At 72.4% G+C, this 26,117-nt stretch carries 30 protein-coding genes; 22 read left to right on the forward strand and 8 right to left on the reverse strand.

Annotation, left to right across the window (positions count from 1 at the left end; all coding sequences use genetic code 11):
• Nucleotides 1–56 precede the first annotated feature (56 nt).
• The 9 genes from O3S82_RS05765 to O3S82_RS05805 are packed head-to-tail and all read left to right on the forward strand — an operon-like array spanning nucleotide 57 to nucleotide 7,998.
• On the forward strand, nucleotides 57–833 hold the full coding sequence (locus O3S82_RS05765; RefSeq protein WP_179425423.1) for a hypothetical protein: 777 nt from the start codon (nucleotides 57–59) through the stop codon (nucleotides 831–833).
• Nucleotides 833–2,140 (forward strand): CpaF family protein, encoded by a 1,308-nt coding sequence (locus tag O3S82_RS05770; protein WP_179425421.1) that lies wholly within the window; start codon nucleotides 833–835, stop codon nucleotides 2,138–2,140. The genes O3S82_RS05765 and O3S82_RS05770 overlap by 1 nt, the downstream gene beginning before the upstream one ends.
• Complete coding sequence (locus O3S82_RS05775; protein WP_269306237.1) at nucleotides 2,140–2,994, forward strand: type II secretion system F family protein; 855 nt, start codon at nucleotides 2,140–2,142, stop codon at nucleotides 2,992–2,994. The genes O3S82_RS05770 and O3S82_RS05775 overlap by 1 nt, the downstream gene beginning before the upstream one ends.
• Nucleotides 2,991–3,896 (forward strand): type II secretion system F family protein, encoded by a 906-nt coding sequence (locus tag O3S82_RS05780; protein WP_269306239.1) that lies wholly within the window; start codon nucleotides 2,991–2,993, stop codon nucleotides 3,894–3,896. The genes O3S82_RS05775 and O3S82_RS05780 overlap by 4 nt, the downstream gene beginning before the upstream one ends.
• A 29-nt stretch (nucleotides 3,897–3,925) precedes the next feature.
• The gene (locus O3S82_RS05785; RefSeq protein WP_269306241.1) at nucleotides 3,926–4,132 is read left to right on the forward strand and encodes a Flp family type IVb pilin; all 207 of its coding nucleotides are present in this window, start codon (nucleotides 3,926–3,928) and stop codon (nucleotides 4,130–4,132) included.
• A 4-nt stretch (nucleotides 4,133–4,136) separates the two neighbouring features.
• Nucleotides 4,137–4,526 carry a TadE/TadG family type IV pilus assembly protein gene (locus tag O3S82_RS05790; protein WP_269306243.1) on the forward strand — a complete coding sequence of 130 codons (390 nt, stop codon included), beginning with the start codon at nucleotides 4,137–4,139 and terminating at the stop codon, nucleotides 4,524–4,526.
• Nucleotides 4,523–4,939, forward strand: coding sequence for a TadE/TadG family type IV pilus assembly protein (locus tag O3S82_RS05795; RefSeq protein ID WP_269306245.1), 417 nt, complete (start codon nucleotides 4,523–4,525; stop codon nucleotides 4,937–4,939). The genes O3S82_RS05790 and O3S82_RS05795 overlap by 4 nt, the downstream gene beginning before the upstream one ends.
• On the forward strand, nucleotides 4,936–5,340 hold the full coding sequence (locus tag O3S82_RS05800; protein ID WP_179425404.1) for a TadE/TadG family type IV pilus assembly protein: 405 nt from the start codon (nucleotides 4,936–4,938) through the stop codon (nucleotides 5,338–5,340). Before O3S82_RS05795 ends, O3S82_RS05800 begins: the two co-directional genes overlap by 4 nt.
• A gap of 12 nt (nucleotides 5,341–5,352) precedes the next feature.
• On the forward strand, nucleotides 5,353–7,998 hold the full coding sequence (locus O3S82_RS05805; protein ID WP_269306247.1) for a BTAD domain-containing putative transcriptional regulator: 2,646 nt from the start codon (nucleotides 5,353–5,355) through the stop codon (nucleotides 7,996–7,998).
• A gap of 1 nt (nucleotide 7,999) precedes the next feature.
• On the opposite strand, the gene O3S82_RS05810 is transcribed toward O3S82_RS05805, so the two are convergent.
• Nucleotides 8,000–8,446 carry a hypothetical protein gene (locus O3S82_RS05810; protein WP_269306249.1) on the reverse strand — a complete coding sequence of 149 codons (447 nt, stop codon included), beginning with the start codon at nucleotides 8,444–8,446 and terminating at the stop codon, nucleotides 8,000–8,002.
• Entirely contained in the window at nucleotides 8,443–10,149 is a 1,707-nt protein-coding gene (locus O3S82_RS05815) for an alpha/beta hydrolase (protein WP_269306251.1), read from the reverse strand. Before O3S82_RS05815 ends, O3S82_RS05810 begins: the two co-directional genes overlap by 4 nt.
• A 110-nt stretch (nucleotides 10,150–10,259) precedes the next feature.
• Between O3S82_RS05815 and O3S82_RS05820 the strand changes: the two genes are divergently transcribed.
• The 3 genes from O3S82_RS05820 (at nucleotide 10,260) to O3S82_RS05830 (ending at nucleotide 13,817) form a co-directional block, all read left to right on the forward strand.
• The gene (locus O3S82_RS05820) at nucleotides 10,260–11,468 is read left to right on the forward strand and encodes a cysteine desulfurase family protein (RefSeq protein WP_269306253.1); all 1,209 of its coding nucleotides are present in this window, start codon (nucleotides 10,260–10,262) and stop codon (nucleotides 11,466–11,468) included.
• Nucleotides 11,465–12,562, forward strand: a complete 1,098-nt coding sequence (gene mnmA / locus O3S82_RS05825; RefSeq protein WP_269306255.1) for a tRNA 2-thiouridine(34) synthase MnmA — start codon at nucleotides 11,465–11,467, stop codon at nucleotides 12,560–12,562. Before O3S82_RS05820 ends, mnmA begins: the two co-directional genes overlap by 4 nt.
• A 190-nt stretch (nucleotides 12,563–12,752) precedes the next feature.
• The gene (locus O3S82_RS05830) at nucleotides 12,753–13,817 is read left to right on the forward strand and encodes an NAD(P)-binding domain-containing protein (RefSeq protein WP_269306257.1); all 1,065 of its coding nucleotides are present in this window, start codon (nucleotides 12,753–12,755) and stop codon (nucleotides 13,815–13,817) included.
• Here O3S82_RS05830 and O3S82_RS05835 read toward each other — a convergent pair.
• Nucleotides 13,805–14,332, reverse strand: coding sequence for a GNAT family N-acetyltransferase (locus O3S82_RS05835; RefSeq protein WP_179425390.1), 528 nt, complete (start codon nucleotides 14,330–14,332; stop codon nucleotides 13,805–13,807). The two genes, O3S82_RS05830 and O3S82_RS05835, sit on opposite strands and share 13 nt — an antisense overlap.
• Before the next feature lie 41 nt (nucleotides 14,333–14,373).
• Here O3S82_RS05835 and O3S82_RS05840 point away from each other — a divergent pair, with 41 nt between their 5' ends.
• Entirely contained in the window at nucleotides 14,374–15,306 is a 933-nt protein-coding gene (locus O3S82_RS05840) for a methionine synthase (RefSeq protein ID WP_269306260.1), read from the forward strand.
• 88 nt (nucleotides 15,307–15,394) lie between these two features.
• Here O3S82_RS05840 and O3S82_RS05845 read toward each other — a convergent pair whose 3' ends face one another.
• Nucleotides 15,395–16,396, reverse strand: coding sequence for a DNA topoisomerase IB (locus O3S82_RS05845; RefSeq protein ID WP_269306261.1), 1,002 nt, complete (start codon nucleotides 16,394–16,396; stop codon nucleotides 15,395–15,397).
• 94 nt (nucleotides 16,397–16,490) lie between these two features.
• Here O3S82_RS05845 and ligA point away from each other — a divergent pair, with 94 nt between their 5' ends.
• The gene (gene ligA / locus O3S82_RS05850; protein WP_269306263.1) at nucleotides 16,491–18,770 is read left to right on the forward strand and encodes an NAD-dependent DNA ligase LigA; all 2,280 of its coding nucleotides are present in this window, start codon (nucleotides 16,491–16,493) and stop codon (nucleotides 18,768–18,770) included.
• A gap of 1 nt (nucleotide 18,771) precedes the next feature.
• Here the strand turns inward: ligA and O3S82_RS05855 are convergent, their stop codons facing one another.
• Nucleotides 18,772–19,476 carry a cutinase family protein gene (locus O3S82_RS05855; RefSeq protein ID WP_269306265.1) on the reverse strand — a complete coding sequence of 235 codons (705 nt, stop codon included), beginning with the start codon at nucleotides 19,474–19,476 and terminating at the stop codon, nucleotides 18,772–18,774.
• An 82-nt stretch (nucleotides 19,477–19,558) separates the two neighbouring features.
• On the opposite strand from O3S82_RS05855, the gene O3S82_RS05860 reads away from it, so the two are divergent.
• The 6 genes from O3S82_RS05860 (at nucleotide 19,559) to O3S82_RS05885 (ending at nucleotide 24,390) form a co-directional block, all read left to right on the forward strand.
• The gene (locus tag O3S82_RS05860) at nucleotides 19,559–20,119 is read left to right on the forward strand and encodes a hypothetical protein (protein WP_269306267.1); all 561 of its coding nucleotides are present in this window, start codon (nucleotides 19,559–19,561) and stop codon (nucleotides 20,117–20,119) included.
• Nucleotides 20,120–20,157: 38 nt separating this feature from the next.
• The gene (gatC, locus tag O3S82_RS05865) at nucleotides 20,158–20,460 is read left to right on the forward strand and encodes an Asp-tRNA(Asn)/Glu-tRNA(Gln) amidotransferase subunit GatC (protein ID WP_179425378.1); all 303 of its coding nucleotides are present in this window, start codon (nucleotides 20,158–20,160) and stop codon (nucleotides 20,458–20,460) included.
• The gene (gatA, locus tag O3S82_RS05870; RefSeq protein WP_269306270.1) at nucleotides 20,457–21,962 is read left to right on the forward strand and encodes an Asp-tRNA(Asn)/Glu-tRNA(Gln) amidotransferase subunit GatA; all 1,506 of its coding nucleotides are present in this window, start codon (nucleotides 20,457–20,459) and stop codon (nucleotides 21,960–21,962) included. The genes gatC and gatA overlap by 4 nt, the downstream gene beginning before the upstream one ends.
• Nucleotides 21,959–23,479, forward strand: a complete 1,521-nt coding sequence (gatB, locus tag O3S82_RS05875) for an Asp-tRNA(Asn)/Glu-tRNA(Gln) amidotransferase subunit GatB (protein ID WP_269306272.1) — start codon at nucleotides 21,959–21,961, stop codon at nucleotides 23,477–23,479. The genes gatA and gatB overlap by 4 nt, the downstream gene beginning before the upstream one ends.
• A 93-nt stretch (nucleotides 23,480–23,572) precedes the next feature.
• Nucleotides 23,573–23,863, forward strand: coding sequence for a DUF1540 domain-containing protein (locus O3S82_RS05880; RefSeq protein WP_179425372.1), 291 nt, complete (start codon nucleotides 23,573–23,575; stop codon nucleotides 23,861–23,863).
• Nucleotides 23,864–23,910: 47 nt separating this feature from the next.
• A complete protein-coding gene (locus tag O3S82_RS05885) occupies nucleotides 23,911–24,390 on the forward strand; it encodes a pyridoxamine 5'-phosphate oxidase family protein (RefSeq protein WP_269306274.1) in 480 nt (159 codons plus the stop codon).
• Nucleotides 24,391–24,400: 10 nt separating this feature from the next.
• Here O3S82_RS05885 and O3S82_RS05890 read toward each other — a convergent pair whose 3' ends face one another.
• Nucleotides 24,401–24,649 carry a hypothetical protein gene (locus tag O3S82_RS05890; RefSeq protein ID WP_179425368.1) on the reverse strand — a complete coding sequence of 83 codons (249 nt, stop codon included), beginning with the start codon at nucleotides 24,647–24,649 and terminating at the stop codon, nucleotides 24,401–24,403.
• On the reverse strand, nucleotides 24,646–25,041 hold the full coding sequence (locus O3S82_RS05895; protein WP_269306277.1) for a hypothetical protein: 396 nt from the start codon (nucleotides 25,039–25,041) through the stop codon (nucleotides 24,646–24,648). Before O3S82_RS05895 ends, O3S82_RS05890 begins: the two co-directional genes overlap by 4 nt.
• 140 nt (nucleotides 25,042–25,181) lie before the next feature.
• Between O3S82_RS05895 and O3S82_RS05900 the strand changes: the two genes are divergently transcribed.
• Together O3S82_RS05900 and O3S82_RS05905 are read left to right on the forward strand one after the other, a co-directional pair.
• Nucleotides 25,182–25,433, forward strand: coding sequence for a type II toxin-antitoxin system Phd/YefM family antitoxin (locus O3S82_RS05900; RefSeq protein WP_269306280.1), 252 nt, complete (start codon nucleotides 25,182–25,184; stop codon nucleotides 25,431–25,433).
• Nucleotides 25,430–25,690, forward strand: coding sequence for a Txe/YoeB family addiction module toxin (locus tag O3S82_RS05905; protein WP_269306281.1), 261 nt, complete (start codon nucleotides 25,430–25,432; stop codon nucleotides 25,688–25,690). The genes O3S82_RS05900 and O3S82_RS05905 overlap by 4 nt, the downstream gene beginning before the upstream one ends.
• A 12-nt stretch (nucleotides 25,691–25,702) precedes the next feature.
• Here the strand turns inward: O3S82_RS05905 and O3S82_RS05910 are convergent, their stop codons facing one another.
• Nucleotides 25,703–26,077 carry a hypothetical protein gene (locus O3S82_RS05910; RefSeq protein ID WP_269306283.1) on the reverse strand — a complete coding sequence of 125 codons (375 nt, stop codon included), beginning with the start codon at nucleotides 26,075–26,077 and terminating at the stop codon, nucleotides 25,703–25,705.
• Nucleotides 26,078–26,117 lie beyond the last annotated feature (40 nt).

A 26,117-nucleotide genomic window follows, 5' to 3' on the forward strand; every position in this document is an offset into this window, starting at 1 on the left:
TCCACGCTCTCCATCGCGGCACCGACCTACCGTGCCCTTTCCGAGGCGGTGGCGCGATGACCGTGATCAGCTTCGTCTCCGCGAAGGGATCGCCGGGCGTGAGCACGGCCGTGATGGGCCTGGCCGCGCGCTGGCCCGAGCCGGTCGTCGTCGCCGACCTCGACCCGATCGGGGGCGACGTCGCCACGCGTGAGCGCGACGCCGACGACAACGCGCTCGACGAGCAGCGTGGCCTGGTCTCCCTCGGCGCGGCCGTCCGCTCCGGTGACGAGGTCGACCTGGCCGACCACCTGCAGGAGACCAGCCACGGCATCGACGTCCTCGTCGGCGCCTCGGGCCCGCGCCAGGCGCAGAGCCTCGGTCCGGCCTGGCCCCACCTGCAGCGCACGCTGCGTGCCCACTCGGGCGACGTCCTGGCCGACGCCGGCCGGTTCATCGCCGGCTCGCCCGCCGGTCCGGTGGTCGAGGGCTCCGACGCCGTCGTCTTCCTCGTCCGCTCCGAGATCGCCGCGGTCGCGCACCTGCGCGACCGGCTCTCCACCGTGAAGGAGCCCTGGTCGCTCGGCCGTCCCGGTGCCACCCGCGTCGGCGTCGCCGTGGTCGGCGACCCGCGCGACCAGCGCGCCGTCGACGACATCGGCCGGCTCCTCGCCGCGTCCGAGCTCGACGTCACGATGCTCGGCACGATCGCCTGGGACCCGAAGGCCGCCGCCCGCGGCGCCGCCTCGTCCTCGCGCGCCGTGCAGCGCTCCCTGTTCTCGCGGTCGCTCGTCGACCTGGTGCCCCGGGTCCGCGCCCTGGCCGCTCCGTCCACCGTCGCGCAGGAGATCTGATGGACCAGCAGCTGCTGCGCACCCTGCGCGAGGAAGTCGCCGACACGCTGGCCCGCCAGCGTCGTGAGGACGCGGCCGCCGGCCTGCCCTCCATGTCCACCGAGGACGAGCGCCAGTTCGCGCGCGCCATCATCGCGCGAGTCCTGGAGTCCTACGCCCGCCAGGAGATCGCGGCCGGTCGCGCCCCGCTCTCGGGCACCGAGGAGGCCGAGCTCGCCGACGGCATCCACGCCGCTCTCTACGGCGTCGGCCGTCTCCAGCCACTGCTGGACGACCCCGACGTCGAGAACATCGACATCAACGGCTGCGACAACGTGTTCGTCGGCTACGCCAACGGCGAGGAGCGGCGGATGCCGCCCGTAGCCGACAGCGACGACGAGCTCGTCGAGCTGGTGCAGGTGCTGGGCGCCTACTCCGGCCTCACCAGCCGCCCGTTCGACACGGCCAACCCGCAGCTCGACCTGCGCCTGCCCGACGGCAGCCGCCTCTCGGCGGTCATGGGCGTCACGCCGCGGCCGTCGCTGTCGATCCGTCGCTCGCGCCTGGCGCGGGTGTCGCTCGACATGCTGATCGAGAGCGGCACGATGACGCCCGAGCTGGCGTCGTTCCTGTCCGCCGCGATCGCGGCGCGCAAGAACATCATGATCGCGGGCGCCACGAACGCCGGCAAGACCACGCTGCTGCGTGCGCTGGCCAACGAGATCAAGCCCGCCGAGCGCCTCATCACCGTCGAGCGCGCACTCGAGCTGGGCCTGGGGGAGTTCCCCGACCTGCACCCGAACGTCGTCGCGTTCGAGGAGCGGCTGCCGAACTCCGAGGGCCAGGGTGCGATCCACATGTCCGAGCTCGTGCGCCGCTCGCTGCGCATGAACCCCAGCCGCGTCATCGTCGGCGAGGTGCTCGGCGACGAGATCGTCACGATGCTCAACGCGATGAGCCAGGGCAACGACGGCTCGCTGTCCACGATCCACGCGAACTCCTCGCTCGAGGTGTTCAACCGCATCTGCACGTACGCGATCCAGTCCGCGGAGCGGCTGCCGGCCGACGCCACGATGATGCTCATCGCCGGCGCGATCGACTTCGTGATCTTCGTGGAGCGCCGCAACGAGTTCCAGACCGGTGGCGGCCTGCGCCGCGTCATCACGTCGGTCCGCGAGGTCAACGGCGTCGACGGCCGCGTGCTGTCGAGCGAGGTCTTCGCCGAGGGCCCCGACGGCATGGCCCACGCCGCCGCCGCGGTCAGCTGCATCGAGGACCTGCAGATGCACGGCTACCGGCCCACCGCCTACGAGGGCCAGGCGTACTGATGCTGTCCCTGGCCTTGATGGTGACGCTCCTCGGCGCCGTGGTCGGCGCCGGGATCCTGCTCGTCGTGGTGGGCATGTCCGACCACGACGACACCCCGAAGCGTCCGGGTCCCTCGCTGCGCGACCGCCTCCAGGGCAGCGCGCGCCGGGCCCTGCTCGGCGCCGGCGCCGGACTCCTCGTGCTGCTGCTCACCAGCTGGCCCGTGCTGGCCATCGCGGTCGGCGCGCTCGTGTGGTTCGCGCCCCTGCTGTTCGGCGGCCTGGCCAGCGAGAAGCGCGCGATGGCGCGACTCGAGGGCCTCGCGGCCTGGACCGAGTCCCTGCGCGACACGATCGCCGGTGCCGTCGGCCTCGAGCAGGCCATCCCGGCCACCGCCTACGCCGCGTCCCCCGCGATCAAGCCCGCGCTGATCCGGCTCACCGACCGGCTCCGCGTGCGCACGTCGCTGCCCACCGCGCTGCAGGGCTTCGCCGACGACATCGACGACCCCAGCGCCGACCTCATCGTCGCCACCCTGATCCTCAACGCGCGGCTGCGCGGCCCGGGCCTGCGCGAGGTGCTGACCTCGCTGGCGAAGTCGGCACGCGCCGACCTCGACATGCGCCGCCGCATCGCCGCCAGCCGCTCCAGCACGCGTCGCAGCGTCCAGATCGTCATGGCGATCTCCGTGTCCTTCGTGCTCTTCCTCTCGATCTTCAACCGTGGCTACGTCGAGCCCTACTCCTCTCCGATCGGCCAGGTCGTCCTGCTCGTCGTGATCGGCCTGTTCGGCGCCGGGTTCGTCTGGATGCGCCGCCTGTCGGAGTTCGAGATGCCCGAGCGGTTCCTGCTGGCGAAAGAGGAGTCGCGATGACCCTCATCCTCATCTGTGGCGCGATCGTGGGCGCCGGCGCTTGGCTGCTGTTCAGCAGGACGCCTGCCTTCAGCGCGACCGCAGCCTCCGAGCTGGCCCGTCTCGACGTCCAACGTCGGCGCGGCGGGGTGCGGACCAACCGTGGTCCGCTGGAGCCTGCGGAATCACGGACGCAGAAGCTCGGCACGCGACTGGCCGGCCTGCTCAACGACCGTGGCATCGAACTGCCCGCGAGCATCCGCTCCGACCTGTCGGTCGTCGACCGCTCGGTCGACAGTCACCTGGGCAACACGCTCGTGGCGGCCATCGTCGGCGCGTTCGCACCTGCGCTCATGCTGTCGCCGTTCATGGTCGCGGGCTGGATCAGCCCCGTCCTGCCGCTGTGGCTGGCGATTCTCGGTGCCCTCGGCGGCGCGGTGCTCGGCCAGCTGCAGCTGCATTCCGAGGCCACCGACCGTCGACGCGACTTCCGCCACGTCGTCAGCGCCTTCCTCGATCTCGTGTCGATGAACCTCGCCGGCGGCCGCGGCGTGCCCGAGGCCCTCTCGGCCGCGGCCGGCGTCAGCCAGGGCTGGGGCATGGTTCGGCTGCGCGAGACCATCGAGAACGCCCGGCTCCAGGGCATCACCCCGTGGGCCGCGCTCGGCCGCCTCGGCGACGACATGAAGGTCGAGGAGCTGCGCGACCTCGCCGCGGCACTGGCCCTCGTGGCCGAGGACGGCGCCAAGGTCCGCGACTCGCTCACCGCCCGAGCGGCGTCGATGCGCCAGCGCGAGCTGGCCGACTCGGAGAGCCGCGCGCAGGAGCGTTCTCAGTCCATGCTCGTGGCCCAGCTCCTGTTGGCCGCAGGCTTCCTCGTCTTCCTCATCTTCCCGGCGCTGTCAGGCATCGTCGGGCTCTGAAACCACCGCACCATCGAAGGAGAAACACCATGATTCATCCCACCGCACTGGGGTTCCTCGTCACGCTGCTGGGTGCACGACTCGACAAGGCTCGTCGCGAGGAGGGCGCGTCCGCGGTCGAATGGGTCGTCATTGCCGCCGTTCTGGTTGCGATCTGCGCAGCCATCGCCGTGATCCTGCGAGGCGCGCTCGAAGGCAAGGCCAACAACATCGGCGACCAGATCGAGGGCGCCTGATCACATGCGGTCCAGGGCAAGGGCTGAGCGGGGGACCAGTGCGATCGAGCTGGTCCTCTACACGCCCCTGCTCATGATTGCCATGATCATCACCATCCAGTTCGCGCTGACCTATCTGGCCAAGCAGTCGGCCAGCGCGGCGGCCCGCGAGGCCTCGCGTGTCGCCCGCGTCACGGGCGACGCGGACCAAGGTCGCGCGAAGGGTATGGCATCGGCCACGGCCCTCGGCCGCGGAGTATTGCGGGGGCCGCAGGTCTCGGTGGTGCAGGTGGGCGACAGCATGCGGGCCACGGTCTCCGGGCGGGCCAGTCAGCTGTTGCCGTTCATCGGCTCCCCGCGGGTGGAGGAAGTGGTCCAAGGGCCGATCGAGGAGTTCCAGGAGGACACGCCGTGATCCGCCTGATGCGCAGGTCCGAGCGCGGCTCGATGTCGGTCGAGGTCGTGCTGATGGTGCCGATCCTCGTCATGTTCCTCATGCTCGTGCTCGCCGGCGGCCGCTACGTAGCCGTCCGGGCCGACATCGATGCCGCTGCCCGCGATGCCGCCCGCGCGGCGTCCTTCGAGCGCAGCCAGTCAGCGGCGTACTCGGCCGCCTACGCCGCGGCGAACGCCAGCGACGTCGACGACAGCTTCTCGTCGTGCGACGTCGCGAACATCGGCGGCACGTTCGCCGCGGGCGGCGTGGTCGAGGTGACCATCCGCTGCCGCGTGTCCAACGATGGCCTCGGGCTCGTCGGCCTCACCGGCAGCCGCGACTTCGAGGCCAGCAGCAGTGCCCCCATCGACCAGTACCGGAGGTTCGGATGAGCAGGCGTGAACGCGGAGGCGCGACGATCTTCGTGCTCGGCATGTCGCTCGTGCTCATGCTGTGCGCCGGCCTCGTGATCGACGGCGGCATGGGCATCAACGCCCGCATGCGCGTCGCCGACGACGCCGAGCAGGCCGCGCGGGCCGGCGCCAACGCCGTCAACGTCGACCAGCTGCGCAGCGGTGGCGCGCTCGCGGTCGACCCCGGCCTGGCCCGGCTCTACGCGCAGGACTTCCTCAGCGCGCGGGGCTACCCCGCCTCGCAGTTCTCGATCACGGTGAACGCCAACACCGTCGCTATCGAGGTCCGCGACACCAGCGAGACCACGATGCTCAAGCTCATCGGCATCAACCAGTACCCGGTCACCGCCCGCGCCACCGCGACCGCCGCCACCTCCTGACGTAGGAGCACCATGACTGATCCCACCCTGACCCCGGACGCCAGCCGCTTCGAGTCGCTCGCACCTGCCCCGGTGGAGGAGTCCTCGTCGGTCGCCTCGCGGATCGGGTCCGCGCTCGCGCTCGTCGCGCTGCTCGTCGGTCTGCCCGTCGCGCTGCTGCTGCTCGGCGGCGCCCCGCCGATCCCCAGCGAGCTGCCGGCCCTGCGCGACCTCGCGCGCCAGCTCGGTCCCGAGGACCTCGTGTCCGTGCTCGTCGGGATCGTCTGGCTGCTGTGGCTCGTGTTCGTGGTCTGTGTGGTCCTCGAGATCGTCGCCACGCGTCGCGGCGGCCTCGCCCGCACCGTGCCGTTCGCCGGCCCGCTGCAGCACCTCGCGCGCGCCCTCATCGGCGGCCTGCTCGTGACCGGTCTGGTCGCCGGTCCGGCCGCCAACGCCGCGGGTCCGTCCGAGTCGGACATCGCCCCGCAGACCGGTGCCGTGGCGGCTGCCGTCGTCGACGCCGTCACCCCGGCGCCCGAGGAGAAGCCGGCGGCCACGGACAAGATCGAGAACCGTCTCGAGGGCGAGCTCGTCTACACCGTGAAGGCGCCGAAGGACGGCTACCACGACAACCTCTGGGACATCGCCGAGCGCCACCTGGGCGACGGCTTCCGCTACAAGGAGATCTACGAGCTCAACAAGGACAAGGTCCAGCTCGACGGTCGCAAGCTCGAGCTCGCCCGGCTGATCCAGCCCGGCTGGCAGCTGGTCATGCCCGGCGACGCCAGCGGCGTCGACCGCGTGGCGGTCGAGCAGGCGCCGGTCACCCCGCCCGCCGGCTCGCAGGGCGGCGGCGGTGGCGGCACGTCCGACGCCGGCGGCGTCGAGGCCGACTCCACGGCACAGGCCCCCGAGTCCACCGCCTGGTGGATGGGCGCCGGCCTGCTGGCCAGCGGCCTGCTCGCCGCGCTCGCGGTGGCGCGTCGCCGTCGTCCCGGTGGCGAGCCCGACGAGAAGGCACGCGAGACCGAGGCCGACCTGCGACTGGCCGCGGACCCCGAGCGCGCCGCCGCGCTCGACACCGTGCTGCGTCACCTCACGGACGCCTGCGAGCGCGCGGGCGTCGACGTCCCGGCAGCCTACGCGGCTGTCGTCGGCCACGACGACGTGGCCCTGCACCTCGCGCCTGCCGTCCCCGAGGCGGTGGAGGGCTGGGAGGCCGTCGAGGACGGCGCCGTGTGGCGCCTGACCGCCGACCTCGCCACGCTCGAGGCGCCCGAGGACGCCGAGCCGGCGTACCCGTCGCTGGTCAGCCTCGGCGTCGACACCGAGGGCCGTGACGTCCTGGTCGATCTCGCGTCGTCGGGCGGCCTCATCACCGTCGGCGGCGACCTGCACGTCAGCGCCGAGGTCATCACCTCGCTCGTCCTGCAGGCTGCCGTCAGCCCTTGGTCGCGATCGGTCCGCGTCCTGGCCACCGGCCTGCCGTCCGCGGTCGCCGAGGTGGCCGAGCGCGTCACGCTCGTGTCCGACCTCGAGGCCGCCGCCTCCGAGCTCGAGGCCACCCGCGCCGACGACGTCCTCACCGGCCGCCGTCGCGAGGACGAGGTCGCGATCCTGGCCGTCGGCAGCCAGTCGCCGGGCTTCGCGCTCGAGCGGCTCGCCGGCGTGGCCGCGGCCCACCCGGGCACGGCCGCCATCGCCGTGGGCGACCACGACGCCGCACGCTGGCGCCTGCACGTCGACGAGCACGGCACGCTGCACGTGCCCCAGCTCGGCCTGGCCGTCACGGCCAACCGCATCGGCGCGCACCACGCCGAGGCCGTGGCCTCGCTGTTCGCCTCGGCCGGCCTGACCACGCGTCCCGGCGACGGCGACCGCGTGGCCATCGCGCTGCCGCGCCGCGACGCCGACGACGCCGCCTGGCTCACCGCCACGAGCCGCGTCGGCATCCTCGGCTCGGTCGTCGTCGACGGCCCGGGGGAGCAGACCGAGCGTCGCGCCACGGTCCTCACCGAGATCATCACGTTCCTGGCCCTGCACCCCGAGGGCGTGCACCCGACCGTGCTCGCCGGCGCCGTCTGGCCGCTCGGCGTCACGCCCGAGGTGCGCGACGCCAACATCGAGCGCGCCCGCGTGTGGCTCGGCTCCGACCGCGAGGGCCACCACCGCCTGCGCGAGAGCCTCGACGGCCGCCTGTCGCTCGGTCCCGACGTCGTGTGCGACTGGGACGCGTTCCGTCACCTGGTGATCGCCAGCCGCCGGGCCGAGTTCCCGCGCGACGAGATCGACCTGCTGCGTCGCGCGCTCAAGCTCGTGCGCGGTCCGGCGTTCGAGGGCGCGCCGCGCGGCCGCTACGCCTGGGCGGCCACGCTCGACCTGCCGCGCACGATCGGCGAGCTCGTGATCGACGCGGCCCTGCGTCTGGCCACACTGCTGCAGGACGGCCGCGACCCGGCCGGCTCCGCGGCGGCGGCCGGCGCGATCCTGCGGATCTACCCGACGCACGAGGAGGCGTGGCGCATCATCCTGCGCGCCCGTCACGAGACCGGCGGCGTGTCCGCGGTCGCCGTCGCGGTCGACCAGCTCGAGACCGCGCTCGCGGGCGAGCCGATGGACCACACCACCGCCACGCTCGTGGACGAGCTGCTGCCGCACCGCGGCTCGCAGATCTCCTGAGTCAGAGCACGCAGCCGCCGGTGCCGCTCACCGCGGCCCGGCCGGCTGTCGTGCTGATGTTGGCGCCCATGGTGAACGGGCCCTTGGCGAAGCGGACGCTGACCTCGTCCTTCGCGGGGTCCACGGGGTCGGCCTTGATCTCCCAGCCCTCGGCCGCGAAGTGGTCGGCGATCTCGCCGCGCAGCCGATCGGCCGCGGCGTCGTCCACCGTGACGTGCACGGCGTAGGACAGGTCGATCCCGCTGTCCTCCTGGCCCGGCACGCAGTCGCCGAGCTCGTCCTGCACGACCTCGGGGTCGGCGCCCACGCGAGCGGCCAGGTCGTCGACGTACGTGCGTGCCTCGGCCGCGCGGGCCTCGGCCCGTTCCTGCAGGTCCATGTCGTCCTCCTTGCCGCACCCTGCCAGGACGATCCCGCAGAGCATGAGCGCCGCCACCGCGCGCCTCATCGGATGTCGATCCTCTCCCCGTCGTCCTGCCAGCCCACCTGCACGGGGATCGCGGGGCCATGGGGCGACCGAGGGACCTGGTACTCGGGCGAGCGGTACGTCTCCACGACGCCTCCGGTGAACACCTCGTACATGTTCCTCCATGCGTCGCTCTGCTCCTCGAACACGCCCGAGTGCGAGTCGGGACCGGTGTTCAGCGAGCCGTCGACGCGGTCACCGGTGTGCAGCCGCGTGGTGCCGTCGAAGTGGTCGGGGTCGGCACCGTGCCCGATGTCCCCGATCTGGACCCCTTGGGTCAGCTCGATGATGTCGCCCGGCGCGGTCATGGAGTAGCGGTCCACCGACGACTGCGAGTCGGGGAGGTCGTCGGGGTCCCGGACGTCGTGCCCCATCCCGGCGGACTCGATGTGCAGGACGCGGTCGGCGACGAGTCCGCTGAGCTCCGACCGGCCGACCACGGCGCCACCGTAGGAGTGCCCGGCGACGGTGACGCTCGGCCGGGAGTCGGTGGCGCTGCCGATCTCCTGGTCGAGGTCGCGCGAGAACTCGGCGAGCCGCGGACCGAGGTCGAGGCTGTAGCTCGCGAAGGGCGCGTCGGCGACCACGTCGTCGGGCAGGTCGCCGCCCATCCACGACACCATCGCCAGCTCGCCCGCGGCGTTGGTGTTGACGAAGCCGCGCGACCGCCGGGCCACGCCGCCCTCGTAGTTCGACAGGTCGCTCCCGGTGCCGGGCACCAGCACCCCGACGTTGCGGGTCCTGGCGTCGATCGTGCCATGAAGCTCGGCGATCGCGCCGTCGCCCGCCAGGTCGAAGAAGACGATCGTGCGATCGTCCTCGAGGATCGACTCGTACAGGCTGATCCGGTCCTCGAGGTTGCCGATCGGGCCCTCGAGGTCGTCGTTGTTGAGCCCGAGGAAGTGCCAGTCGTCCTGGTTCCGGGCGTGCTGCTCGCGCAGGTCGGCCAGCTCGCGACGCTCGTCCGCGAGCGCCGCCACGACGTTCACCGTGTTCGCGTGGGCGCGGTTGGCGAAGGGGACGCCCGCGAGGTTGCCCACGATCGACGGGTAGGTCATGGCGAGGATCGCGGCGTCGTCGGGGGAGAGGCTCGCGAACAGCTCGCGCGCGTCGGCCCGGCGCTGGTCCCAGACCTCGGCGGCGCCGCCGGGCGCGGTCATGAACGGGCCGGTGAGGGACCGCAGCGAGCCCGCCGGCCCGGTGCCGAGCGGCAGCGTCGACTGCAGCGCCGTGGCGACACGGGGATGGTCGACGACGAAGCGGCGCAGCTCGGCGGCCGTCATCGCCGACCCGGGAGGAAGGTCGCGGCCCACCGACCCCAGTGTGAGGAGCAGGGCCGACAGCTCCTCGCCCTCCAGCCCGGTCGCCTCGACGAACCCGGGACCGAACCTCTGGTCGCCGGCCTGTCCGACCAGCGTCGCAGCGTCCCAGCCGCCCTCGGGCACGGTGACGACGGTCGTGCCGTCGCCGTCCTCGTCGAGCAGGAGGGCGATCGCGGCGAGGTTGCCCACCATCGGCAGCTGCTCGTGCAGCCAGGTGGCCTTCTCGCGCAATGGCGCCAGGCTCGGGAGCGTCACGGGCGACGTCGCCACGGCGAGACCGGACTCGGCGTCGACGGACTGGACCAGCCGCCGCATCTCCCCGCGCGCGGCCAGCAGCAGGGCGTGATCCAGTTCGACCCGCACGCGTCCCCCCGATGGTCCGTGTCCGGTCAATCTATGAGCGCCGCCCGGCCACGGCAACCGCGGCTGGACGGCCCGGGCGGCCCTCGTGCGCCCCCATTACGCTGGAGACGATGAGCACGACCCCCGATCGCGTCTACCTCGACCACGCGGCCACCACCACGATGTGGCCCGAGGCCGTCGAGGTGATGCACGACGAGCTGCGCCGCACGGGGAACCCCTCGAGCCTGCACGAGGCCGGCCGCCGCGCCCGCCGCGTCGTGGAGGAGTCGCGCGAGTCGATCGCCGAGCGACTGGGCGCCCGGCCCAGCGAGGTCGTGTTCTGCTCCGGCGGCACCGAGGCCAACAACCTCGCGATCAAGGGACTCTTCTGGTCGCGCCGGTCCGCCGATCCGCAGCGCGACCGCATCGTCTTCAGCTCGATCGAGCACCACGCGCTGCTCGACCCCGTCACCTGGCTCGCCGCGCACGAGGGCGCCCGCATCGACGTCACGCCCGTCGACCGCCAGGGCCGCGTGCGCCTCGACGCCCTCCGCGAGTCCATCGAGGACCGTCCCGAGGACGTCACGGCGATCACCACGATGTGGGCCAACAACGAGATGGGCACGATCCAGCCCGTCAGGGAGGTCGTCGAGATCGCCCGCGCGCACGGCATCCCCGTGCACTCCGACGCGGTCCAGGCCGCCGGCTACCTGCCCCTCGACTTCGCGGGCATGGGCCTCGACGCGATGACCGTCACCGCGCACAAGCTCGGCGGCCCCGTCGGCGTGGGCGCGCTGGTGATCCGCCGCGAGATCGAGGCCACCCCGCTGCTGCACGGCGGCGGCCAGGAGCGCGACCTGCGCTCCGGCACGGTCGGCGTGGCGCTGATCGCCGGCTTCGCCACGGCCCTCGAGCTCACGGTGCAGCGACAGGCGGAGAACGCCGCCCGCATCGAGACCCTGCGCACGCGCCTCGTCGAGGGCATCGCTCGCGTCGTGCCCGAGGCGGTCGTGAACGGCGATCCCGAGCCCGGCCCCACGCACCGTCTGCCGAACATCGCGCACGTGACGTTCCCGGGCTGCGAGGGCGACGCGCTGCTCATGCTGCTCGACGCCCAGGGCGTGGAGGTCTCCACCGGCTCGGCGTGCCAGGCCGGCGTGCCCCAGCCCAGCCACGTGCTGCTCGCGATGGGCTTCGACGACGCCGCCGCGCGGGGCTCGCTGCGGTTCAGCCTCGGCCACACCTCCACCGAGGCCGACGTCGAACGCCTGCTCGAGGTGCTGCCCGCCGTCCACGAGCGAGCCCGCTCGGCCGGCCTGGTCCGGAGCCGCACGCGATGAGGCTCATCGCCGCGATGTCCGGCGGCGTCGACTCCGCCGTCGCGGCCGCTCGCGCCGTGGACGCCGGCCACGACGTCACCGGGGTGCACCTCGCGCTCAGCCGCAACCCGCGGTCCTACCGCTCCGGCGCCCGCGGCTGCTGCTCGATCGAGGACGCGGGTGACGCGCGCCGCGCGGCCGACGTCATCGGCATCCCGTTCTTCGTGTGGGACATGAGCGACGAGTTCGCCGACGAGGTCGTCGACGACTTCATCGCCGAGTACACCGCCGGCCGCACGCCCAACCCGTGCCTGCGCTGCAACGAGAAGATCAAGTTCGCGGCGGTGCTCGAGCGGGCCGTCGCGCTCGGCTTCGACGGCGTCGTCACCGGCCACTACGCGCGACTGGCGACCTCCGAGCGAGCTGGCGGAGAGGTCGTCGAGCTGCACCGCGCCGTCGACCACGGCAAGGACCAGTCCTATGTCCTCGGCGTGCTCACGCAGGACCAGCTGGGGCGCTCGGTGTTCCCGCTCGGCGACGACCCGAAGACCCTCGTGCGCGAGGAGGCCGCCCTGCGTGGCCTCCAGGTGGCGAACAAGCCCGACAGCCACGACATCTGCTTCATCGCCGACGGCGACAACGCGGGCTGGCTGGCCGACAGGCTCGGTCCGCGGCCCGGGCCGATCGTCGACGAGTCCGGGGCCGAGGTCGGCTCCCACGACGGCGCCTACGCGTTCACGATCGGCCAGCGCAAGGGTCTGCGCCTCGGCGTCCCGGCGTCCGACGGCAAGCCGCGCTTCGTGCTCGACATCGAGCCGGTCTCGGGCACCGTCACGGTCGGGCCGCGCGAGCACCTGGCCATCGACGCGATCGAGGGCATCAAGCCGCTCTGGTGCGACGAGCCGCCCACCGAGCCGCTCGACTGCACGGTCCAGCTGCGCGCCCACGGCGACGAGCACCGCGCCACCGTCACCGTGGACGGCGACGTCGTCCGGGTCGAGCTGCGCGACCCCGCCGCCGGCATCGCCCCGGGTCAGGCCTGCGTGATCTACGCCGGCACCCGCGTCGTCGGCTCGGCCACCATCGCGCGCACCTCCCGCTCCGTCCCCGCCTGACCCCCGACCCGGACCGCTTGGAGGGCGGTGAGTGGTCAACCCTTCCGCTGGCTGAGCGGTGAGTGGTCAACCCTTCGAGGGTCGGATGCGGTTGACAGCTCACCGCTCCCACCCGGGTGCGGTTGACAGCTCACCGCTCACCGAGGGTGCCCGGGGGAATCGCGGAGGGACCGGAGCCGTTGACCCTGGCGTGTGGGACAGCATCGTCATCGGAGCCGGGCAGGCCGGCCTGTCGACCTCGTTCCACCTGAGCCGGCTCGGCGTGCGCCACCTCGTCCTCGACGCGAATCCTCGCGCGGGCGGGGCGTGGCAGCACCGGTGGGACGCCCTCACGATGGCCGACGTCCACGGGGTCGCCGACCTGCCGGACGACCCGGTGCCGCCGGCCAGCGGCTCCGAGCGTGCCAACGACTTCGTGCCGGGCTACTTCAGCGACTACGAGACCCACCACGACCTGCCCGTCGTGCGCCCGGTGGTGGTGAGGTCCGTGCGCGACGAGGACGGCGTGCTCCGCGTGGAGGCCGAGGACGGCCGCACGTGGCACACCCGCACGCTCGTGAACGCCACCGGCACCTGGCGTCGCCCGTTCGTGCCGCGCTACCCGGGACAGGAGTCGTTCAGGGGCCGCCAGCTGCACACCGCAGGCTTCGGCGATCCGGAGGACTTCCGCGGGAAGCGCGTGCTCGTGGTCGGCGGTGGCGCGTCGGCCGTGCAGTTCCTCGGCCTGCTGCGCCCCCTCACCGACACCCTCTGGGTCACGCGACGCGAGCCGGTCTGGCGCACGGACGAGTTCGACCAGGAGGCGGGCCGCGCGGCCGTCGCGATGGTCGAGGAGCGAGTGCGTCGCGGACTGCCGCCGCGCAGCGTCGTCAGCGTCACCGGGCTCATGCTGCGGCCCCAGGAGCAGGAGGCCGCGCGCCTCGGCGCCTACGAGCGCCTGCCGATGTTCGAGCGGATCGAGCCCGACGGCGTGCGCTGGGCCGACGGCACGTTCGAGCCCGTCGACGTCATCCTGTGGGCGACGGGCTTCCGGCCCGACGTCGACCACCTGCGACCGCTGAGACTGCGTTCGCCGCTCGGCGGCATCCAGCTGGGGGACACGACGGCGACCTCGACGACCTCCGTCGCGGACCCGCGCGTGCAGCTGGTCGGATACGGCCCCTCGGCCTCGACGATCGGCGCGAACCGAGCCGGCCGCGTGGCCGCCCGCGCGGTGCAGCGGGCGCTGGAGCAGGCCTCCGCTCAGGCCAGCTGACGCTCGAGGACCAGGTCGTCCTCGGTGTGCGCGCCGACGACGAAGCGGCGCTCGCCGACGACCTCGAAGCCCTGCTTGGCGTAGAAGCGCTGGGCCCGGGCGTTGCGGCCGTTCACCCCCAGCCACACGCTGGCCGCGCCCGCGGCGCGCGCCGACTCGACGACGGCCTCCATCAGCCGCGCGGCGACGCCGGTGCCGTGCGCGGTCGGGTCGGCGTAGCACTTGCTGAGCTCCACCGTGGGCCGCAGCCGCACGAGCGAGGCCAGGTGATCGTCGTAGGGCTCGCGCGCGAACGTCAGCGTGTAGCCGGTCAGGACGCCGTCGTCCTCGGCCACCAGGACCTCGGCGACCTCGTGCGCGAGGTACTGCGCGAACCGCTCGAGCGACAGATGCTCGGCGACGAACGCGGTCATGCTCGCCTCGGGCATGTCGGGCGGGCAGGCGAGCGGGAACGTGCGCGCGGCCAGGTCGGCCAGGGCGGGCAGGTCGGCTTCCGTGGCGGGTCGAACGGTCACCGGATGATTCTCACAGGCGACCGTGCGGGAGAATCGTCGGCATGCGCGCCACGGGGATCGGATCCATGCCCGGCGAGGAGCTCGCTCCCGTCGCGCGGCACGTGATCGACACCTTCGGCGACGACGGGATCGTCTTCGTCCCCGAGCTGCCCGACCGCGGCGCGCCGTCGGCGATGCTCGGCCGCACGCTCGGGCTCGTGCCGCTGCCGATCGACCTGCAGCCCGCCGGCTGGCGACTCGCGCCGGGGGAGGGCATGGACCAGCGTCGCGCCCGCTCGGCGCTGCGGGCCGACCTCGACCTGCTCGAGGAGCTGCTCGCCGAGCACGATGCCGCGGTCAAGCAGCAGGTCACCGGTCCGCTGACGCTCGCCGCCATGGTCGAGCGGCCGCGCGGCGACAAGGTGCTCTCCGACCACGGGGCGCGACGCGAGCTGGCGGAGGCGCTGGGCGAGGGCGTCCGCGATCACGTGCGCGAGCTGCGCCGGCGGTTCAGCGGCGAGCTCACCGTCCAGGTGGACGAGCCCGCGATCACCGCCGTGCTGGGCGGCAAGGTGCCGACCGCGAGTGGCTTCGGACGGCACCGATCGGTCGACGCGCCGCTCGCCGACGCGCTGCTGCGGCCCGTCGTCCGGGCGATCGTGGACGAGGGTGCGCGGCCCGTCGTGCACTCGTGCGCGCCCGACGTGCCCGTCGCGCTGCTGGCCGGCGCGGGCTTCGAGGCGATCGCGTTCGACGTGTCGCTGGCCCGGCCGTCGGACGAGTGGGCGCAGGCCTTCGAGTCCGGCACCGACCTGTGGTTCGGCGGGGCCGACGAGGCTCGGGTCGAGGACTTCATGGGACGGCTCGGGTTCGCGGCGGAGTCGTTCGCCGCGCGCGGCGCGGTGACCCCCGCCTGCGGCCTCGCCGGCCGCTCGCCCGCCGACGCCCGCCGCGCCCTCGAGCTCGCCGCCACCGCCGCCCGCTCCCTGACCTGACTGCCCCCGCCGAGATTTGCTCCAGTTTCTACCTTTCAACCGGTCTGAAAGGTGGAAATGGGAGCAAATCTCGGGAGAGGCCGAGAGCTCAGTCGGCCTTGCGCAGCAGCCGGAGGGTCTCGCGCTCGACCGCGTTGCGTCGCTCGAGCTCGTCGATCTCCTGCTCGAAGGACTGCCGCGGGATGACGGTGCCGGACTCGTAGAGGCTCACCAGGCGCGGATCGACGTAGGAGCTGCGCACCACCGACGGCGTGTTGCCGAGCGCCAGCGCGACCTCGGTCATCGCCGAGCGCACCGCCCGAGCTCGTGAGGCCTTCGTGTCACCGGGCTCGTCGGACAGCGCCAGCACCTCGGCCGCGAGCACGGTGGCGGCCCACGTGCGCAGGTCCTTCGCACTGATGTCGAGGCCGGTCTGCTCGCGCAGGTACTCGTTGACGTCGGAGGAGTCCAGCGCGTAGCGCGCCCGGTTGGCGCGGTACTCGAGCAGTCGAGGCCCGCCGCCGCGCCGCCGCCGCATCCGGTTCACGGCGTCCACGACCGGCGCGTCCTCGAGCACCACCTGGTGCTCCACGCCGGACTTGCCGATGAACCTGAACACGAGCGCCTCGCCCTTGGCGCGCACGTGGCGCCGCTCCAGCGTGGTCAGCCCGAAGCTGCCCTGGCGGGCGTAGACGTCGTTGCCGACGCGGAACGAGCCCGAGTCCAGCAGGCGCACCGCCACCGCGGCCGCGTGCTCGCGCGACGAGTCGGTCGCGGTGATGTGGTCGGTCACGAGCGCGCGCAGCTTCGGCAGCTCCTGGGCGATCTGGCTGACCCGGTCGAACTTCTCCAGGTTCCGCTGGCGCACCCACTCGGGGTGGTAGAGGTACTGCGTCCGCCCGGCCTCGTCCACGCCGGTGGCCTGCAGGTGACCGTTCTCCCAGGGGCTGATCCAGACGTCGGTCCACGCGGGCGGGATCACCAGGGCCTCGATGCGCTCGCGCTCCTCGCCGGTGATCGTGGCGCCGAGCTCGTCGAGGTAGGTCCACCCGCGCCCGGCACGCCGCCGCGTCCAGCCCCGGGTGCGGGTCGTCACGCGGCGAAGTCTCATGTTCCGCACCTTAGGTCGCTCGCGGCGCGCGGCAACTCGGCCGCACGCGCGCACCGGCGTGGCAGTGTCCGACGCTCGCACTAGGCTCGGCGACATGGCGGAAACACGTGCGACGGCGGTCCCCGACGACGATCCCGGCGCGGCGGGTGCGCGCACGGAGGCGGCCGAGCTCACCGAGCAGATCGAGCGTGCACGGGACGCCTACTACGGCCAGGACACGTCGCTCGTCGACGACGCCACGTACGACGGCTGGATGCACCGGCTGGAGGAGCTCGAGCGGCTCCACCCCGAGCTGCAGGGGCAGGACTCGCCCACGCTGAACGTCGGCGCGGCCACGGGCGCCACGGCGCTGCCGCCGATCCAGCACGCCGAGCGGATGCTCAGCCTCGACAACGTCTTCTCGCCCGAGGACCTGCGCGAATGGTGCGCCAAGACCGAGCGCGCGGCGGGCCGCCAGGTCCGCTGGCTCACCGAGGCCAAGATCGACGGCCTCGCGATCAACCTGCGCTACGAGGACGGCGTGCTGGTCTCGGCCGCCACGCGCGGCGACGGGCGGGTCGGCGAGGACGTCACGGTCAACGCGCTGAAGGTCCGCGGCATCCCCGAGCGACTCGACGGCGAGGGCCACCCGCCGCTTGTCGAGGTCCGCGGCGAGGTCTTCATCGGCATCGCCGAGTTCGAGCGGCTCAACGCGTTCCAGGCCGACCTGCGCGATCGCGCCGTCGCCGAGTCCACGAGCCGCGGCGTCAGCGAGGAGCGCGCCACCGCCAGTGCGGCCCGCCGCTTCCCGGCCTTCGCCAACCCGCGCAACGCCGCCAGCGGCGGCCTGCGCCAGCAGCTCGACAAGAAGTCGGGCCTCGAGCTCGAGGCCGGCCACGAGCGCATCGCGGTGCTCAACCTCTACGTCCACGGCATCGGTGCCTGGGAGCGCCCGCCGGTCGCCGCCCAGAGCGAGGTCTACGACCTGCTGCAGGGCTGGGGCCTGCCCACCAGCCCGAACACGCGCGTCCTCGACGACGTCGACGCCGTGGTGGCGCGCATGGAGGAGCTGGGCGGTCAGCGGCACTCGCTCCAGCACGAGATCGACGGCCTCGTCGTCAAGGTCGACGAGCTCGCCCTGCACCCCGAGCTCGGCGAGACCAGCCGCGCGCCGCGGTGGGCGATCGCCTACAAGTACCCGCCCGAGGAGGTCCAGACCCGGCTGCTCGACATCGTCGTGTCGGTCGGCCGCACGGGCCGCGCCACGCCCTACGCGCAGATGGAGCCGGTCCGGGTGGCCGGCAGCGTCGTCCGCCAGGCCACCCTCCACAACCAGGACGTCGTGAAGGCCAAGGGCGTGCTGATCGGCGACACCGTCGTCCTGCGCAAGGCCGGCGACGTGATCCCCGAGGTCCTCGGTCCGGTCGTCGAGCGCCGCGACGGCAGCGAGCGCGCGTTCGTCATGCCTGAGGGCTGCCCCGAGTGCGGCACGCCGCTGCGGGCGATGAAGGAGGGCGACAAGGACCTCCGCTGCCCCAACGCCCGCACCTGCCCGGCGCAGGTGCGCGGACGCGTCGAGCACGTCGGCTCGCGCGGCGCCCTCGACATCGAGGCGCTCGGCGAGGTCACGGCCGCCGCGCTCACCCAGGGCAAGGGCGCTCCGCTCGACTCCGAGGCCGGGCTGTTCTCCCTCACGATCGACCAGCTCGTCCCGATCGAGGTCGAGGTCCGCGACGCCGAGACCGGCGAGCCGAAGCTCGACGAGAAGACCGGCGAGCCCGTGGTCCGCACGCCGTTCCGGGTCAAGACGGGCGATCCGTCCAAGCAGGCCCAGGTGCTGCTCGACGAGCTCGAGAAGGCCAAGACCAAGGACTTCTGGCGCCAGCTGGTGTCGCTCAACATCCGCCACGTCGGCCCGGTCGCGGCGAGGGCACTGGCGCAGTGGTTCGGGTCGATCGAGGCGATTCGGGCGGCCACGCGTGAGGAGCTCGCGGCGGTCGAGGGAGTCGGTGGGATCATCGCCGACTCGGTCACCGACTGGTTCGAGGTCGACTGGCACCGCGAGATCGTCGACCAGTGGCAGGCCGCCGGTGTGCGCTTCGCGATCCCCGACCACCCGGGCCCCGGCGCCGCGTCCACGGCCGGGGGAGTGCTCGACGGGCTCACGGTCGTCGTCACCGGCGGGCTCGAGGGCTTCACGCGTGACTCGGTCAAGGAGGCGATCATCGCCGCCGGCGGCAAGGCGGCCGGCTCGGTGAGCAAGAAGACCGACTACGTCGTCGTGGGCGAGAACGCGGGCTCGAAGGCCGACAAGGCCGAGGAGCTCGGCGTCCCGATCCTCGACGAGGCGGGCTTCGTCAAGCTGCTCGAGGGCGGCCCCGACGCGCTGGCGTGAGTCAGCCCAGCACGTCGGCGGCGGCGTCCGCGATCGCCTGCGCCACGGCCGGCCTCTCGTAGGCCTTCCGGTGCACGGCGAGGTCGGACGAGCCGTCGTTCGCGCACACGGTGTCGCCGGTGACGCAGGCCTCCACGGTTCGCGCGGACAGGTCGCCGAGGTCCGGGCCGGGGCCGAGCCGGCCACCGGCCGACGGCACGCCACCGGGCAGCTCCACGTGGTGGAACGGCGACGACGGGTCGCGCAACGGGCTGCCCACCAGCACCAGCGCGTCCACGTCGCGCGCCAGCCCCGGCTCGGCCGCCAGCGCCTCGCGGGCGATCTGAGAGCCCTGGCTGAAGCCGATCACGGCGACCCGGGTGTCAGGGCACTCGGCGGCGAGCGACCGCAGCCGCTCGCCCAGCAGCTCGCGCCCTTCGGCGACGTCCTCGACGTAGTCGTCCCAGCTCCCGAGGCCGCTCTCGTGCCGGATCGCCGTCGTCCGCACGGTGCCGGTCGACGCGAGATCGTCGGCGAGGGCCGTCGCGATCCCGTCCACCTCGGCACCGAGGCCGCGATGCGCGTCGAGCGACTGGCCCTGCCCGCGGATGCCGACGATCTCGATGACGGGACAGCTCGACGCCTGCTCGCGCTCATCGGTCGGACTGCTCTGGCATCCCGTGAGCAGCGCGCATCCCATGGCGAGCGCCGCGGTCCGAGGGAGCATGGACGTCATCCTCGCCCATCGCCGCCGCTGACGGGCGCGTACGGTGAAGCCAGCCGTGACCGCATCTCGGGGAGGGGTGCTGATGCATCGTCTGCGCGCCTTGGCCGCCTCGTTGGTCCTCGTGCTGCCGCTGGCAGGGTGCTGGGGAGGTGACGATGACCCCACGCCGACTCCCGAGCTCACCGCCCCGACGAAGACGCCGGCGGAGAGTGAGGGGTGGAACCAGCTACTCAGGCCCGAGCGTCCTCGAGATGTGAAGTCCGAGGAGGGCCTGCGCGCCTACGTCGACTATCTCGTGGCGGTGCCGACGTACGCCTTCGCCGCGCAGGATCCCTCCTCGCTCGCGGACCTCGGCGACGCGGAGTCGTGCCACCTGTGCGTCCTGGCGGGCGACGTCGGTGCGTTCTACGCCCAAGAGATCCACCTCTACGAGGAGCGGCCCACGGTGCGGATCATGTCGCTCGAGAATCCGAGCGAGAACAGGTTCGTCGTGGAGGCCGAGATCCACTCCCCGCCCTCACGACGGTTCGACCCGCGGAGCGGTGAGCTCAGGGGTGAGGAGCCGGCGCACACGTCCGGCGTCCGGTTCGAGGTCGAGTGGGTCGAGGGCCGCTGGGAGCTGACCTACCACCGGGCGTCCTGAGTGCTGGCGGTCCGATGTCGCTCACTAGGATGGAAGGCATGTCGTCACCCGAGATCTCCCGCGACGACGTCGCCCATCTGGCGAGCCTCGCGCGGATCGAACTGTCCGAGTCCGAGCTCGATCGCCTGGGGGCCGAGCTCCCCGCGATCCTCGACTACGTCCAGGTCGTCCAGCAGGCCGCCGGCGACGACGTCCCGGCCATGAGTCACCCCGTGCCGGTGACCAACGTCTTCCGTCCCGACGAGGTGACGCCGAGCCTGACGCCCGACGAGGCGCTCGCCGGTGCCCCCGCCAGTGAGGAACAGCGCTTCCTCGTCCCGCAGATCCTGGGAGAAGAATGAGCGACCTGACCCGTTCCACCGCCGCTGACCTCGCGGCGGCGCTCGCCGAGGGCTCCGTCACCTCCGTCGAGGTCACGCAGCAGCACCTCGACCGGATCGCCGCGGTCGACGGCGAGATCCACGCCTACCTGCACGTCGACGCCGAGGGCGCGCTCGCCGCGGCCGCCGACGTCGACCGCCGCCGCGACGCGGGGGAGTCCCTGCACCACCTGGCCGGCGTGCCGATCGCGGTCAAGGACGTCCTGACCACCACGGGCCTGCCCACCACGTGCGGCTCGATGATGCTCGAGGGCTGGATCCCGCCGTACGACGCCACGGTCGTCTCGCGACTCAAGGCCGCGGGCCTGCCGATCCTGGGCAAGACCAACATGGACGAGTTCGCGATGGGCTCCTCCACCGAGCACTCGGCCTACGGCCCCACCCGCAACCCGTGGGACACCGACCGGATCCCCGGCGGCTCCGGCGGCGGCTCGGCGGCCGCGGTGGCCGCGTTCGAGGCGCCGCTCGCCGTGGGCACCGACACCGGCGGCTCGATCCGTCAGCCCGGCGCCGTCACCGGGACCGTCGGCGTGAAGCCCACGTACGGCGGTGTCTCGCGCTACGGCCTCGTCGCGATGGCCAGCAGCCTCGACCAGGCCGGCCCGGTCACCCGCACCGTCCTCGACGCAGCGCTGCTGCACGAGGTGATGGCCGGACACGACCCCCGCGACTCCACCAGCCTCGACGTCCCGGTGCCGCCGGTGGTCGAGGCCGCCCGCCGCGCCGACGTCTCGGGACTGCGGGTCGGCGTCATCCGCGAGCTCGGCGGCGAGGGCTTCCAGCCCGGCGTGCGCCAGCGCTTCGAGGAGTCGATCGAGCTCCTCGCGAAGGCCGGCGCCGAGATCGTCGAGGTCTCGTGCCCGAGCTTCGCGCACGGCCTGGCCGCCTACTACCTGGTGATGCCGAGCGAGGTCAGCAGCAACCTCGCCAAGTTCGACGCCATGCGGTACGGCCTGCGCGTCTCGCCCGACGGCGTCGAGGTGCCCAGCGCCGAGCAGGTCATGGCCGCCTCGCGCGACGCGGGCTTCGGCGACGAGGTCAAGCGCCGCATCATCCTGGGCACCTACGCCCTCTCGAGCGGCTACTACGACGCGTACTACGGTTCGGCCCAGAAGGTGCGCACGCTGATCGCGCGCGACTTCGAGGCCGCGTTCGAGCAGGTCGACGTCCTCGCCTCGCCCACGTCGCCCGCCGTCGCGTGGCGCCTGGGGGAGAAGCTCGACGACCCGCTGGCCATGTATGCCCAGGACATCGCGACGATCCCGGCCAACCTCGCCGGCGTGCCCGGCATCTCGCTGCCGATCGGCCTGTCCGAGGGCCTGCCGGTGGGCCTGCAGTTCCTCGCCCCCGCGATGGCCGACGACCGCCTGTACAACGCGGGTGCCGCCGTGGAGCGCCTCGTCGCCGAGCGCGACGGCAGCCCCTTCGCCGCACTCGCCCCCGAGCTGGAGGCCGCCCGATGAGCACCACCGACACGAAGCTCGTCCCGTTCGAGGACGCCCTGACCCGGTACCAGCCCGTGATGGGCCTGGAGATCCACGTCGAGCTCAACACGGCGTCGAAGATGTTCTGCGGCTGCTCCACGGCGTTCGGCGCCGAGCCGAACACGCAGATCTGCCCCGTGTGCCTGGGCCTTCCGGGCGCCCTGCCGGTGGTGAACGCGAAGGCCGTCGAGTCAGCGATCCGGATGGGTCTGGCGCTCAACTGCGAGATCGCCGAGTGGTGCCGCTTCGCGCGGAAGAACTACTTCTACCCGGACATGCCGAAGAACTTCCAGACGTCGCAGTACGACGAGCCGATCGCCTTCGACGGGTGGACCGACGTCACTGTGCCTTCCGAGGACGGGGGCGAGGGCGAGACCTTCCGCATCCAGATCGAGCGTGCGCACATGGAGGAGGACACGGGCAAGTCGCTGCACGTCGGCGGCAGCACGGGTCGCATCCACGGCGCCGACTACTCGCTGCTGGACTACAACCGCGCCGGCATCCCCCTGATCGAGATCGTCACCCGCACGATCGAGGTCCCCGGCGACAAGGCGCCCGCGGTCGCGCGCGCGTTCGTCAACCAGGTCCGCGACCTCATGGTCGCCCTCGGCGTCTCGGACGCCCGCATGGACCAGGGCTCGATGCGCGCCGACGTCAACCTGTCGCTGAAGCCGCTGGGCTCCGACCAGCTCGGCACCCGCTCGGAGACCAAGAACGTCAACTCGTTCCGCTCGGTGGAGCGCGCCGTCCGCTACGAGATCAGCCGGCACGCCGGGATCCTCGACGCGGGTGGCTCGATCCTGCAGGAGACGCGTCACTTCCACGAGTCCGACGGCACCACGTCGGCCGGCCGCCCGAAGTCCGACGCCGACGACTACCGCTACTTCCCCGAGCCCGACCTGGCGCCCGTCGCCCCGTCGCGCGAGTGGGTCGAGGAGTTGCGCGGCACGCTGCCCGAGCCGCCGTCGGAGCGCCGCAAGCGCCTGCAGTCCGAGTGGGGCTTCAGCGATCTCGACATGCGCGACACGGTGGGCGCGGGTGCGCTCGATCTCGTCGTCGAGACCGTGGCCGCGGGCGCCTCGCCGCAGGTCGCCAAGAAGTGGTGGCTCGGCGAGCTGGCCCGCACGGCCAACGAGCAGGGCACCGACGTCAGCGCGCTGGCGATCACTCCGGCCCAGGTCGCCCAGATCCAGGGCCTGATCGACGCCGGCCGGATCAACGACAAGCTGGCCCGCCAGGTCTTCGAGGGGGTGCTGGCCGGCGAGGGTGAGCCCGAGGCGGTCGTGGCCTCCCGCGGCCTCGAGGTGGTCTCGGACGACGGCGCGCTCGGCGAGGCCGTCGACCGAGCGATCGCGAACGACCCCGACGCCGCGCAGAAGATCCGCGACGGCAAGCAGGCCGCCGCCGGAGCGCTGATCGGCTTCGTCATGAAGGAGATGCGCGGCCAGGCCGACGCCGGCCGCGTGCGCGAGCTGATCCTCGAGAAGCTCTCCTGACGCACCGACGAAACGCCCCCGTACTGAGTCTTCCCTCAGTGCGGGGGCGTCGTCGTACCGTCGAAGGCAGGACCACCACCGCCGGAGGCGACCATGAGCGTCAAGGAACTGCCACCCGTCCACGACTGCGCGGTCGAGGGCTGCTCGTACAACGCGGACCACGAGTGCCACGCAGGGGCCATCAACATCACGGGGACCGAGGCCGGCTGCGGCACGTTCATCGACATCAGCGTCTCCGGTGGCCTGCCCACCGCGACCGCGATGGTCGGCGCCTGTCACCGCACCGACTGCACCCACAACGACCATCTCGAGTGCCACGCGGACTCGATCCGGGTCGGGCCGGGCGCCGACGCCGCGGACTGCCTGACCTACCAGGTGGCGTAGTCGCTCCTCGAGAGGCGGTCTCCCGGTCGTGGTGCGAGGGTCGAGGCATGACCTCACGCGACCAGACCGAGACCGTCACCAAGATCATGCGCGACACCAGGATCGCGGTCCTGACGTACGTCTCGCAGGAGGGCCTCCTCGTGTCCACGCCGATGGGCGTGCAGGACTTCGAGCACCCCGGCACGACCTGGTTCCTCACCGAGCGCAGCAGCGAGAAGGTGCAGGCCCTGGAGGCCGACCCGCGCGTGAACGTGGCCTACGCCAGCGACGCCGGCTGGGTCTCCCTCAGCGGCACCGCGCACGTCGAGCAGAACCGCGGCAAGGTCGAGGACCTCTGGGACGCGTCCTCCGGTGCCTTCATGTCCGGTGGCCCCGAGGACCCCGACAACATCGCCCTGCGCATCGACGCCACCACGGCGGAGTACTGGGAGTCCCCGGGCAAGGTCACGGCGGCCGTCCAGTTCGTGAAGGGTCTCGTCACCGACTCCCAGCCCGACCTCGGCGACAACGACACCGTTCAGCTCTGAGCCAAGTCGCCTACTCGAGCACGGCGCACGCGCGCCGCGCCGGGACTCCGTGGCTCAGCGCTCCGAGCAGATGCTCCTCGACGTCGAGGTCCAACGTGACGCCCTCGTCCGCGAGCGCCTCGCGGAACGCGGCATCGCGGAGCTCCGGCGGCTGACGGAGGGCCTGCTGATAGGCCGCCCGGGCCGCGTTGGCGTCCGGGTGCCGCGTGAGCCGCTCGAGGACCCGGTCGACGAGGTGCTCCACGAACGCCGAGATCACGGTCGCCTCCTCGACCCGGCCCAGATCTCCAGCACCAGGATGGCGAGGAAGTAGAGACCCAGCGCCGCGAGCAGGGCGGCGTCCCACGGCCAGACGCCGCTGGAGAGCGGACCGAGAGTCATCAGGATGCTGAACAGCGCGAACATCCCGATCGCGACGAGGCCACCGATGTTCGACGCCCCGCGGAGAGCCTGCCACAGGCGGACACCACACCAGATCCCGAACGCGACGAGTCCGAGGCCGACGACTGAGCTGACCGCGGACAGCGCCGCGTAGATCCAGCTCCACGAGGCACCTTCCTCGCTCAGCGGCATGACGAGCGAGGAGCCGAAGAAGACGAGGACGAAGCTCAGGGCCGTCAGCTCGGCAGTCGAATACGTGGCCCGGCGCACGAGCGTGATCGTACCCTCGGCTCGTGCCTCGCGGCGGCGGTGACGATCAACCCGCCTGCGGAGGACTGGAGTGCGGCGGACGCACTTGGCGACACTCGACTTTGACGCGTACAATTTCCTGTACCTAGGAGGGATGAGCCATGAGGACGATGTCGTACAGCGAATCGCGCCGGCGGTACGCCGAAGTGCTCGATGCGGTAGTCGATGACCGCGAGGAGGTCGTCATCACCCGCGCCGGCCACGAGCCGGCGGTGATCGTCTCGCTCGATGACTACGAGTCCCTCAAGGAGACCGCCTACCTCCTGCGCAGCCCGGCCAACGCGCGCCGGCTGCTCGGCTCGATCGAGGAGCTCGAGGCCGAGCAAGGCACGTCGCAGGAACTGCTCGATTGAGCATCGTCTTCAGCACAGCGGCGTGGGATGACTACTTGTGGTGGCAGCAGCAAGACCGCAAGGTGCTCAAGCGGATCAACGTGCTGATTCGCGACATCGAGCGCAACGGCAACGAGGGCATCGGGAAGCCTGAGCCGCTCAAGCACGGATTCCAGGGGTACTGGTCGCGTCGGATCACCGATGAGCACCGACTGGTCTACAAGATCGTTGACGAGGACGTCCGCATCGCAGCCTGTCGTTACCACTACAGCGACTGAAGGTTCCCGACCTCACTCGCCGTAGTGCTGCTGCCACAGCACCTCGGGGGAGCGGCCATGCTGGGCTGCGTAGGCCGCGACCATCTCGTCCTTCACATCCTCGCCGGCCTGAAGCCGCACCAGGTAGGGCACGAGCCAGTGGAGCTCGGCCGCGTCGAACTCCGTCGCGAACATCGGGTTCAGGCCGGCTTGGTTCTCGTCGAGGACACGAGCCAGCGCGACCTGTCCTCCCGCGTTCGCGGCGTGCGGCCCGATCGAGAACGACATACGCGAGCTCGCCCCGTCGGGGTGAACGGCGACCTCCACCGGGTGCGGATAGTGGCCGTGCTCGGTGCGCGCCATGACGAAGAACGGCAGCTGGCGGTCCCGGCTCCTCTCCCTGGCCATCCCGAAAGCGTACGGGCGGCGGGCTCGACTTCGAGGAACT

This window comes from Aeromicrobium sp. HA, assembly GCF_027171405.1.
Classification (GTDB): domain Bacteria; phylum Actinomycetota; class Actinomycetes; order Propionibacteriales; family Nocardioidaceae; genus Aeromicrobium; species Aeromicrobium tamlense.